Annotated in this window: 8 protein-coding genes and 1 pseudogene; all 9 read right to left on the bottom strand. The window is 42.4% G+C overall.

The genetic code is table 11. The features are described 5' to 3' along the window. Window positions 1-94: 94 nt before the first annotated feature. A complete protein-coding gene (locus tag JCM19055_RS01285; protein ID WP_042358193.1) occupies window positions 95-2,830 on the bottom strand; it encodes an S-layer homology domain-containing protein in 2,736 nt (911 codons plus the stop codon). A gap of 484 nt (window positions 2,831-3,314) precedes the next feature. After that, on the bottom strand, window positions 3,315-3,707 hold the full coding sequence (locus JCM19055_RS01280; RefSeq protein WP_265181632.1) for a hypothetical protein: 393 nt from the start codon (window positions 3,705-3,707) through the stop codon (window positions 3,315-3,317). Further along, entirely contained in the window at window positions 3,658-4,200 is a 543-nt protein-coding gene (locus JCM19055_RS01275; RefSeq protein WP_265181631.1) for a hypothetical protein, read from the bottom strand. The genes JCM19055_RS01280 and JCM19055_RS01275 overlap by 50 nt, the downstream gene beginning before the upstream one ends. Window positions 4,201-4,352: 152 nt before the next feature. Beyond that, window positions 4,353-4,415, bottom strand: coding sequence for an SEC-C metal-binding domain-containing protein (locus JCM19055_RS24995; RefSeq protein WP_081833381.1), 63 nt, complete (start codon window positions 4,413-4,415; stop codon window positions 4,353-4,355). A gap of 173 nt (window positions 4,416-4,588) precedes the next feature. Continuing rightward, window positions 4,589-5,860, bottom strand: coding sequence for a PKD domain-containing protein (locus tag JCM19055_RS22260; RefSeq protein ID WP_052365755.1), 1,272 nt, complete (start codon window positions 5,858-5,860; stop codon window positions 4,589-4,591). Next, a complete protein-coding gene (locus JCM19055_RS22255) occupies window positions 5,821-8,898 on the bottom strand; it encodes a S8 family serine peptidase (protein ID WP_265181670.1) in 3,078 nt (1,025 codons plus the stop codon). The genes JCM19055_RS22260 and JCM19055_RS22255 overlap by 40 nt, the downstream gene beginning before the upstream one ends. Further along, complete coding sequence (locus tag JCM19055_RS27920) at window positions 8,796-9,815, bottom strand: S8 family serine peptidase (RefSeq protein WP_052365752.1); 1,020 nt, start codon at window positions 9,813-9,815, stop codon at window positions 8,796-8,798. The genes JCM19055_RS22255 and JCM19055_RS27920 overlap by 103 nt, the downstream gene beginning before the upstream one ends. Continuing rightward, window positions 9,802-9,972 carry a hypothetical protein gene (locus JCM19055_RS26895; protein WP_193745256.1) on the bottom strand — a complete coding sequence of 57 codons (171 nt, stop codon included), beginning with the start codon at window positions 9,970-9,972 and terminating at the stop codon, window positions 9,802-9,804. Before JCM19055_RS26895 ends, JCM19055_RS27920 begins: the two co-directional genes overlap by 14 nt. A gap of 483 nt (window positions 9,973-10,455) precedes the next feature. Further along, window positions 10,456-12,136 (bottom strand): annotated as a pseudogene (locus tag JCM19055_RS01255) (M3 family oligoendopeptidase). Window positions 12,137-12,148 lie beyond the last annotated feature (12 nt).

The raw sequence follows: 12,148 nt of genomic DNA, 5'->3' as shown, positions 1-12,148 counted from the left end.
TTATTATTTAAAATTTTTTTTAAATTTAGTTTTCAAATAGATTTTCTAGTAAGCAAAAAAAGCCGAGATCTACTCGGCTTTTTTTGAAGAGAAATTATTGGCCATTCTCAGCGTTAGCTCTTACAGCCTCTACTGTAAATACGCCACCGCCATAGATCTCTGACACATAAATAATTGCTACATCTTGTGAAGATACAAATACAACATCTTCAATCATCTCATCAGTAATTACTTCTACATCAGGGGATGTAAGAGGGCTGAATGTTTCTACATGTCCTTCAGCATTAATTCGTAACGGGCTCTCTTCATCTTCCAATGTAATCTCAGTAATTTGAGGAGTGCTGTTTTCAACCGTGATGTCCGTTGCAGCAATGGTTGTAACAAAGTCACCTTCTACTTGTACGAGACTTACTATTGCAGTACCTTCAGCTTCACCAGTGACAGTGAAATCAGAAGTTGTGTTTGAGATATCTGCAGATTCTTCACCTTCAAAAGATACGATATCTGCATTGCTTGTTGTCAACTTAAGAGAACCCTCAAGATCTCCTAAAGCAGATGCTAATTCTGTAGCGTCTAATTCAATACCTTCAAACTCTGCTCCAATTGTAACTGTCTGATGAACTTCCGTAGCCAATTTATTCTCTTCTGTATCATAGAGGTCCATTGTTTCCTCTTCATCAACAGTTAAGAAGAATTGGTCAACAGAATCAAGATCAAGTTCAATAACTTCTACCGTTACTTCACCAAGTACTAGGTCATCAATTGCATAAGAAACTGTGTAGGTACCAGCTTCAATTTCTTCTTCAATATATTCATTCAGATCTACAGATATTTCTCCATCCTTAGTTTCTTCTGTACGTTCAACTTTAAGATCTTCATCACCTGTAACCGTCACTGTAACAGTTTGATCTTTCGCCCAAACATTTCCATACTGATCAAGAATAGAGTTTGTTAGATTAGTAGCGACTTTGCCATCGTTTGTAATCATTCGAACTGTACTACCAGCATTGCTAATTTCCGTAATCTCTTCATCAGCAACAACAGTTACGACAACTTCTACTGCTTCTTCGATTCCTTCAAAGTGTACTTCAAATTCGACTTCACCTTCACCTTGAACGATAATACCTTCTTCAGTGTTATAGTGAGCAATTGTAACATCACTAGAAACTGCTTTTTCAACTACTGGCTTTTCTACGTCATCTTCTTCAAAATCGATCTCTTCGCCATATCCATTTACAGCTGAAATTACTTCGAACTTCGCATCCGTATTACTCGTGATGACATTACCTTCAATAACATCTTCACCTGAGACTAATGCTGCTTCAGTGATTTCTGCAATAACTGTTGCACTAACTACTTCTACTTCTTGACGGTTAGAAGTAACCGTACGCTCTTCATCTTCTGCATCTGTGATACGCACTGCATAAGAGAATTCCTCAACGTCTTCAGAAACTTTGATTGTTCCCTCTTCAGACATTTCGAGCCCTTCTTTATTGAAAAAGTATTCGATTTCATATCCTGCTTCTACTAAATCAGCAAGATCGTAAGAAATACCATCAACAGTAAATGCTAGCTCTTGATCTTCAGCTGGACGCACCTGAGTAGTTGTTGCCTCAGCAACCTCTAAAGGAAGAACTAAGTTAGAAATGTCGAAATCAGCTTCAGCAACAACATCTTCTTCCTCATTATCAATTGTTACAACTGCCTTATATTCACCCGCTAATAATCCAGCGAAATCAGCCTCAATTGCACCCTCTTCAACACTCACAACTTCTTCAGTAACAACTTCCCCATCAGCATCTACAATAGCAACGTGTGCTTCAGTCTCATCATCACTACCAAGAACCTCTGCTGAAACAGATGTTGTAAATCCATCATTGTCGACAACAAGACTTTCAATGGCAAGTTCTACTTCCTCAACCACTTCGTCACTACCAGCAAATGAAAGCGTCGTACGCTCACCATCGAATGAGAGTGTGTACGTTGTTTCTGAATCTTGTTCCGTTGTTGTAAGTGTTACAGCATTTTCATCTGTTACTTCAACATCAAGTACTTCAAGGTCGTTGTTGAAAGAGAATTGTTCAGCTGTAAGCTCTTCTACATTTACGTCATCTGCAAATGTCACTTCAACTGAGTTGTTGTTGATAGCTTGAATGTCTTCAAGGCCAGCTTCTTCTGTATGGATATGATCAAAAGTACGCTCTAAGAACGTTGCCATTTGGTCACGTCTTACCGGCTCTTTAGGACGGAAGTTGTTATCGGTAGTAGATGTAATTCCATATTGAGATAGAATTTCAATGTTTGCACTGTGAGAAGAAGAAGCTAGAGCAAGGTCATTCACGACAACGTCAATAGACTCGTCACGCTCTAAGTCAAACGCACGAACGATAATTGTTGCCATTTGCTCTCTTGAAAGATCTCTAGTTGGTGCAAACTGATCCGAGTTGATCCCGTTCATGATTCCCGCTTCAGATACCGCTTTAACGACTGGAGCGAAGTTATTATCTGCTTGAACATCATTGAACACAGCTTCTTCAATGTCTTCATCTACTTCAAGGTTAAGTGCGCGAACGAGCATTGTTGCGATTTGACCTCTACTAATATCTACACCCGGGCGGTACGTGTTGTCAGGGTGTCCTTGAACGTATCCACGTTCTACTGCGCGTTCGATGTTTTCTAAGTGAACGTTTGAAGCGTCTACGTCTGTAAATGTAAATTCTTGTGCATCAGCAACCTGCTGAGGTGTCGTTGCTGCGAACGCTGTTGCAGCCATTGCTGCTGTCATCGTTCCTGCAATAAATTTTCTGTAAGTTTTGGGTTGGTAAGCCATTTTGTTGCTCCTCCTTGTAATGAGCCCAGGGCTCTATGCATTAGTTATTAAGTAATAGCATATTGGTATGTGTTAAACACACGCAAAGCTATTGCTTATACGTAAATTTTTTTGAACAGAACGTAAAAATAAGTACTGTTTTCATAGATTCAAGGAATCTATCTCCACTTCATAAACCAAAAATACTATTTCAGGAAATTTTTAGAAGCGCTTTCCTGACATTACCTTACCACCCATATAACTAAAGTCGTAACCTACTTTGGTCTTTATTTTTTTTATCACAAAAAAACTCTAATTAGTAACTCTAATAAGGTACTTAGTCATTAATAAAAGTACTATACAACTATAATATTAAGTATGTATTACACTAACTGGGTTTATATTACATTTAAAACGTTAAATGTAGTAAATAAAGCACAAATACTAAATCTTAGTCTTTTAGACACATAGAAAAAGATCCGAGAATATTTTCCCGGATCTTTTATCATGTTCCTGTATTCGTTTTTTCCAATTGCTCTAACGCCTTGTTTACTTCACGTACATCGCCTGCAAGTGAAGATTCAAGCTCTTTAAGACGCTTTGATAGCGTACTTGGCGATACACCAAAGTGTATTGCAATGGCTTTCTTTGTTACAGTCGCTTTCGCGATCTTCGTTTCAATTAGGTAACTTAATGTAGCTGAGAACACTTCTGCCTTGCGAATGTTCGGCTCTTCACGTTCGCAATAACGACGCCACAACAGCTCTCCTACTTGGCGGTACTCTTCCTTATCTTGACCTGCCATGTACGCTGCGTACTGTTCAACAACTTCTTGTTGCTCATTCGTCTCAAGTGCAGCTGGTTCTACATCGTTGTCTTCTGATGAGCTTTTTTTCACCATATAAACAAATGAGTAGTACATTTAAGAACTCTTCATTCATGTATGCTCGTGAATCTTGATAGTCACTATCGTTATATTGAGCTAGGATCGTCTCTTTTCGATCTTGCGCGTGATCTTTTAACAATTGCAATGGCGCTGCAAAGACTTGCTTCATTTCACCTGCTGGCAATAGAACGGTTAATAACAACTCGCCCTTTTCAGGTTCGCGACCTTGCTCATAGTTTTCTTGATTAAGTAGAACGTGAGTGCGTTCATGTGTAAAAATATCATCAACAACAATCACATTGTCCCCTTTGATCTCTTGAACTTCATAGACCGATGGCGCAACGGATGGCCACTGCTTAAAGCTCTCAATGACTGAAGGGCGATGCAATTTCGGCAGACGTCCTTCTACAAAGCGCTCCATCATCGTCTTACCTTCAAAAGAGTGACAGACCATTACCCAAATGGCTCCGAAGAACTGCACAAAGTTCTTTCCTTCTGTGTGCAATCCAGAACTGTCTACCTTTGCATGAACGAGGTTGTTTACTTTTTTTCATTTCTTTGTTCATGACGTGTTTGAATAATTGATCTTGTAGATCACGTAAGTTTTGGTTTACAGTTTCAGAGATTTGTACTGTTTCGTTTTTCCCACAACATTTTTTATATTTTTTTCCCGCTACCGCATGGGCACGGTTCATTTCGTCCTATACGTTTAATTTCCAATCGCCCCTTGTTACAATTTCAACCCAACCCTATAGTACTAAGATAGCTGATTCTGGCGGAAAACTCAATCTCCCAACATAGGGAGCGACTGGAAATCTTTCTTAAAGTCTTCTTTTCGTATAGGAAAAAAAGGGATGCAAGCCTATGAATCCAGCCTGCATCCCTTTCTATTATTAACGCATGAGCCCAAACCCTGGTCTTGGTACTGGTAGAATAACAGATGCTTCTCCTGTTGCATGAATTCGTTTCGTCACGACATCAGTCTGACCGTGCTCATCTGTAATTCCTAGTGTTACGGTGTACGTACCTTCACGCAAATACGTATGATTCACTTGTTCACCTGAAGCACGTTCTCCATCTCCAAATGCCCATGAGTAATTTACAATCTCCCCATCAGCAATGGAATTCGAAGCGTCTAAGAAGAAGTTCTTGCCTGATTCAATCGAATTTGGCAAAGTAAACTCAGCTCTTGGCGCATCTGGCGCTGGGGCTGGCTCTTCTTCCGTCGGTACGTTAATGAATAATTTTCCGTCTGCTGTTTCACGAACTTCATTGCCGAATTGATCTGTCGCACGGAGTTCAATGACAGCACCGTTCGCTACAGCATTTGAGATTGCTGTCCAATACCCCACGTAATGTCCTTCTGACGTTTCACGCATCGGCAATTCAACGACATGGTCAGGCAAGTTCACGAGTGGCATTTGAATGACAAACGAAGCATCCAAACCACTTACACTATCAAACGATATTTGAACCGTTTCCCCTGCGCTTAAGTGAACATCTTCTGCTGGTTGAACATTTTCAATCGTTGGTGCTTCAAACCCAGCATATACCGTAACTTGTTCAGTAGAAACATTACCCGCGAGATCCGTTGCTTCTACAACAATTTCGTTCTCGCCAAGGTCTAGAAGAAGGCGTTGACTAAATGCACCGTCCTCAGAAACCTCTACTTCTCGTTCATTAATTGTAAGAGAATCAAGGTTATCTTCTTCAACAGTTCCAGTAACAGTAATGGCTTCACGGTTCGTGACTTCACCATCTTCTGGTGATTCAATCGTGATGACCGGGTCTACTGTGTCTTTAATAACGGTTACTGGAGCTGAAGGATCAGATAGACCGTCTTCAACTTCTGCACGAGCGACAAGTACGTTCTCGCCTTCAGTTAAATCAACTTCCGCACTCCAAGAACCTGCTTCCGCCTCTGTTCTCGTTACTTCTTCATCATTGTTGTAAATGACCATCTCTGCTTCTGCTTGTTCATGCAACGATCCTTCTACAACAATGCTCTCTTCATTCGTATACGTCATATCTTCTGGCGTCTCAATTACCGGTGCCTCTAACTCATAAGAGACGTCGGCACGGATCATAAAGTTACCATAGCTTAATTCTTGTTCAAAGCTTCCGCTCACATACAGGTAAGAGCGTTCAGCGTTGTTGGAAGACATATCTGTACCGACCGCAGGAGATAGTCCCCAATTTGCGTTTGAATGGTCGTTACGAAGAAATCACGATCTGTTACAACACCATATTCAGATAAGTCAACATAGTTCCAAGCTCCACGTTCAACTTCGATCTCAAAAGGCTCAACGAGCTGAGTCGTTGGGTTCCCTTCACCGTCTGTATCATAGACAGCGATTTGAGTTTCTGTACCTCCTGGTACAGGGAAATCGTCACCCCAAACGTAAAGATTCACGCCATTAACACTCGCAGCTTCACTCGGTGTAAATTGTACAGCCATCCCGTTGTTTGCTGCGTTTAAGACGACGGCATTTTCAGCATTGCCGTTGTCATATGCAATCTCATCATCAAAGCCGATAAATGGGCGCATTTCAACCGTTACTTCGGTTTCTTCACCGCCGACAACTTCAATTCCACTCATTTGTGTACTGTGGAAGCTCGGTGCTGAGACAGCGATCGTGTACTCGCCTTCAAGCACATCTTCCAATGTGAAGTTCCCATCTTCATCGGTGATTGCATCTGTAATTGCCGGGTCTTCAACGACGCGAACGGTCGCATCTTCTACCGGCTCATCATTTCTTTCATTTACAACAGTTCCCGTAATTTCACCTGTAGGAATCTCTGTAAGCATGAAATTGGCCGTTGAACTTTCTCCCTCTTGAACCGTCACTTCTTGTTGTTCAGGGTAGAAACCATATGCATCTGCTTCGACCGTATACGTACCTTCACTATGGTTAATGCGATACGTTCCAGTCGCTGGATTCGTTGTCGCTGAGCGATTCGTCTCAAGCACAGTGACTGCTGCAGATACTGGTAATCCACTTACGGAAGGAGCAATTGTTGATGTTTCTTCGCGTACATCAGACTCTTCATAAGGCGTTGAGCCATCCGGAGCAGGGATATTTGTCACCTGTTCAAGTTCACGCTCAATGCGCTCATCAGATGGACGTTCTGCTTTTACGTCATCATTTTCAGCAACATGTTCAACATCTTCACTCGTTCCAACAACCGTCACTTCATCAATGTACCAACCTGGGTAAGCGATGATGCTGTCAGAATCAAAAGCAAAGCGGATTTGAATGCTTTCGCCTAAATAATCATTAAGAGAGATCTCTGCTTGAGCCCAAGCTTGATCACGACCGGTGAATTCTGCAAGTTCATCCCACGTTTCACCGTCATCACTTGATACTTGCACAAATCCATAGTCCCAGTTGTTCTCAATGTCTTGCCAATGAGTTACATGAAGTTCAGCAAGATCTACGTCTTCAAGCTCAATGATTGGGCTACCGATATAACTATCTTCGGCATTGTTATAGTTGCCAGATAAGTTCGTCGCCCACAGACGCTCACCTGTTAGTGCTTCATTTGGTCCTGAGGTCGGCTCTCCCCATTCCCAAGAACTATTCGTTCCACCGCTTTCAAAACCTCCATCATCCTCTTGGAATGTATTGTGATAGAAAACGGTGATGTTCGGAGCAACAGCTGAAACTTCGTTTGAAGGATCGCTTTCGTTGCCATCATAATCACTCGCTGTTACGACGTACGTATACTCTGTACCACCTTCAACGTTTAAATCTTGGAACGTTGTAGAAGATGTCGTCGCAATGGAGTCAAATTCGTCATCTGTAGCACGGTAAACCGTGTACTCGTGTAAATCAAGCTCTTCATCGACTGGTGCATCCCAATCTAATTGAAGTCCTGCCGTACTTGACGTAACGTCCAAGTTCTCCGGTACTGAAGGCGCGGTCACGTCTTCACCGATGAGATGGACATTGTCAAGATACCAACCTGTAGCAGTCGTTGCACTGTTCGATTCTAGAACAAAAGCAACAAGAACAGGCGCTTCACTACCAACATAATCATCAAGGTCTACATAAAGGGACTGCCACCCGTCGCTGTTACCCGTAAATTCTGAGGCTTGCTCCCAATTGTCTCCGTAGTCATCCGAGACAAGAACATTTGCATAATCAACACCTGAAATGACCTCTCGCCATTCATTTAAGCGAAGTGATGCCGTTTCAGAGTCACGCAAATCAATGGGAACACTATAAAGTACATGTTCATCATCACTGTAGTTGCCACTCAAGTTTGTGCCAACGAGGTTTTCCCCGTTTACAGGTTCGGGTCCAACTTCAGGACTTCCCCACTCCCAGTCACCTTCAAGCACCCAACCGACTGGCTCAGATTCAAAATCTTCACTGTAGTTGTCAGGTGTAACACCAAAGTCAACTTCTACAGAATAACGTTCTGTTTGTGCAACGTTATTACCGTAGTCACTAGCTTGAATGAAATACTCAAATGATTCGTCGCCAAGAAGGTTAGCAGGAAGAACAGCACGGTACGTACCTTCTTCGTGGTCACCCGATACTTGTTCCATCGTGAACACGTAATGGTGATTAATCTCATCATTTGTCATCCAAACTTCAGCATCTGTGACAGATACATCATCTGTAATCGTTGCTGTGATCGGCACATCGTACCCTGCAAACACACTCTCTACAGGAGAATGTTCGATTTCAGGAGGCAAATCATCGCTTCCTTCTTGCAATACAGAACCTTCAATACTTCCTAAGTTACCAGCAATCGAAGCAACCGCTTCGTATGCGTTCACCATTCCCACGCCATATGCATCGTTAGGAACCGTCGTGTATTGACTGTCCGTTAACGGATCTGCAGTCTCATCGATGATGGCTTCAATTTCATTTGGTGTCAGTCCACTGTCTGTGGATAACAACAATGCCGCTGTTCCTGCAATGTGAGGAGCAGCCATTGAAGTTCCGTTCCACCCGGCTTCATATCCACCTGGTACTGATGAACGGATGTTCACTCCTGGAGCGGAGACATTCGGCTTTTGGTCACCTTCATATTGACTAGGTCCACGACTTGAAAAGCTTGCAATCGCATCATTGATATCCGTTGCTGCTACTGCATAGCTTTCAGGATAGTTTGCAGGAGGCGTAACTGTTTCATCTCCTGGACCGGAGTTTCCTGCAGAGAATGTCGCATAATGCCTGAGTCTTTCCACGCTTGAACCATTGGTCGGTACCAATCATTCACCCCAGGTTGACCACCCCAAGAGTTGTTTACAATGTCTGGTGCTAAAGAGGGGTCATCTTCTGGTGCAAGCATATATTGACCCGATGCAAGGAGATCTGACTGTGTACCTCCAAGAGCCGAGAATGCCCTTGCAGAGATCCAATTGGCATCAGGAGCTACACCGATTTTGTTCTCATCATCAGGACCTTGACCGAGAATGGTCCCCATCACGTGTGAACCATGCGGTTGAGAAACCAAATCATATGGCATATCCTGACCTTCAACAGCATCGAACCAGTTTCCATATGGATCGGAGTTTTCTGGGTCATCCGGATTATATCCACGCCAGTTTTCTTGAAGCGCTTCATGCGTCCAGTCCGTACCACTGTCAATAATTCCGACCGTAATGCCTTCACCGGTAACGCCTATGTCATCCCACACATCCGGTGCACCAATGCGGTCAATGTTCCATTCCACATTGTCGTCAGTCGCTTCGATTTCTTCACTCGAGACTTCTGGTAAATCCAACTCAATAAATTCATCGAGTTTAATGCGGCTAATTTCTGGGCGATAAGACAGAGTACGAAGGGTGTCTCGATCAAGTGTTGCTGCGACAACGTTCATAATGTAGTACCCTTCGTATTCGATAACGTTTCCTTCTTCTTCAGCGGCTTCAAGTAAGCTGACAGTAGCTGCTTGCGTATCCGTTGCTGTGCTTCTTAGTGCATTGTAGACACTGTTACTGATTGCACGCTGTTGTTGATGTGGCGTTGCATTAGACCCAACCGATTGCAACCCTTGCTGTGCTGCAACAGCGGTGTCGACTTGCTCTTCCATTTCAATAAGTACAGACACATGCTGGTCTTGTCGAAATGCTCGCACTACCTCTTCATCAATTTTTTTCACTTGCTCGATCTGCAAGCTCTCGTTGTACATCGTTCACATCTGATTGATTTGCGCTTGCAATGGAGGGAGTTGCGAGGACACTAGCATAAGGAGATAAAATAAGTGCACCAATCATCATGACAGACAGACTACGCCTTTCGAGTTTACCTTTTTTCATTCGTTTCCTCCTTTTTTTCTTATACTCCGGTGAACGCTCTACATGAAACAGAGAATGTCGAACCGAAAGTCACCTCCTTATGAGTATGAAGATTTATGTCGGAAGTCTTTGTTGTCACTCTAATACTACTAGATTAAATATTTAAAAAAATGAGAATAAACCACTTTTGTTTTTACCATTTTTTTAGTACAAATGGTTGATGAGGAACATCTAATCTTCAAGTGAACAACCCTTCAATAAGAGACCAATGAACCAACACCCTTACTTCGATTGTCATGATGAAACCTGTGAGAATTTGTATGGTTCTGTCGAGACGATGACAACCGGTAGGGATTGCTGTCGAGCATTGTGTACGTTCAGCAATGAAACAAAAAAAATGATTACAAAACGGCGTCGAACGAGTCCTACTTTTTCTAGAAAAATTCAGTTTAGACACGAAAAAAACCACTCTAAGCAACGTACATTACTTAGAGTGGTCGTTTCTTACTGCTGAAACCATGCCTTCACTTCTTGCATGACGTCTTCTACAACCCCGTCTTCAAACGGACTGTTAAGACCTGCCGACTCAACGAGGTTCACAAATGATTGAGAACCGCCTAATTTACAGAGAGCAAGGTAATCATTCCAGGCAGCTTCACGATCTTCATTTGCCTTCTTCCAAAACTGCAAAGCACAAATTTGAGCTAAACCGTAATCAATATAATAAAAAGGAATCACAAAAATGTGTAACTGTCGTTGCCAGAGACTACCGCCTTCTAAGTAGTCGTTATCTCCATAATTAATGTGCGGCATATAGGTACGCTCTAAATCACGCCAAATGGCTTTTCGTTCCGCTGGTGTTAATTCAGGTTGTTCATACACTCGATGTTGAAACTCATCTACAGCCACCATGTACGGAAGGGCAAAAACCTTGCTTGCAAGGTGGTCGTAGAAGTACTTGTCTACGTCTTCCTTGAAGAAGTTTTCCATCCAAGGATATGCAAAGAATTCCATGCTAAAGGAGTGAATCTCTGCAGCTTCCATCGTTGGGAATTGATATTCCTCTACACCTAATTCTCGGCTTTCATACGTTTGGAACGCATGACCAATTTCGTGAGTCAACACGTCAATGTCCCCACTCGTTCCATTGAAATTCGCAAACACGAAAGGAACCTTTTCATTTGCGATGAACGTACAGTACCCTCCGCTCTGTTTACCTTTTCGAGAGAGCACATCCATTAAGTCACGATCCAGCAACTGTCGATAAAAGAACTTCGTCTCTTCAGAAAGCTCATCATACATCGTTTTTCCTTGTTCCAGAATAAACTGCGCGTCACCTTTTGGCTTCGCGTTGCCATCAGGATGCTTAAATTGATCATCATAATACATGAGCGTGTCTACACCGATGCGTTGACGTTGCTTTTCTTTCAATTCTGATGCAAATGGAACGATATGCTCTTTCACTTGTGCTCGGAACTTCTCCACGTCTTTTGGATCAAAATCTGTACGCGACATCCGTGCATACGCCAATTCAATGAAATTCTCAAAGCCAAGTTTCTTAGCTGCGGCTGTTCGTACTTGAATAAGTTCATCGTAAATGCGGTCAAGTTCAGCTTCGTTATCTGCCATAAACGTCGTACGAGCAACTGCTGCAGCTTCTCGTACCGAGCGATCTGTATCTTGTTCAAATGGTGCCAGTTGGGCAAGCGTATATTCTTCCCCTTGGAATTCAATCTTAGCAGAAGCGATCAGCTGGGAATACTCGGATGATAACTTATTTTCTTTTTGAAGGTCTGGTACGATCTCTGGAGCGAATGTTTTTAACTGAAGATCTTTTAATGCAAACAATTGGGAACCCCATCGCTCCTCTAATTGCTCCCGGTACGTTGCCGAAACGAGTGCCTTTGAAAACGACTGAAATGCTTCTTGTAGTTCCGGTAAAACTTGATCCATCTTTTCTTGTTCTTGCTTATAAAATTCGTCCGTTGTATCGACTGAATGACGGATCGACACGAGTGTTTCTTGGGTCGTGACCTCTTTTTTTTATTTCGTTCATGTCGTGCAATAGACGGTTTTGCTCGTCAAAAGAGTCCGCTTTTTGGAACTGGTCCGTAATTGCATAGGTTTTATTCTGAATTTCTTCAACATTAATTCCATCGTATTCCATTTCATGGAATTTCTTCATTTTAAATCACCT

Source organism: Geomicrobium sp. JCM 19055, from assembly GCF_000698185.1.
Taxonomy (GTDB): domain Bacteria; phylum Bacillota; class Bacilli; order Bacillales; family Marinococcaceae; genus Geomicrobium_A; species Geomicrobium_A sediminis.
This window is presented reverse-complemented; position numbering and strand designations above follow the sequence as displayed.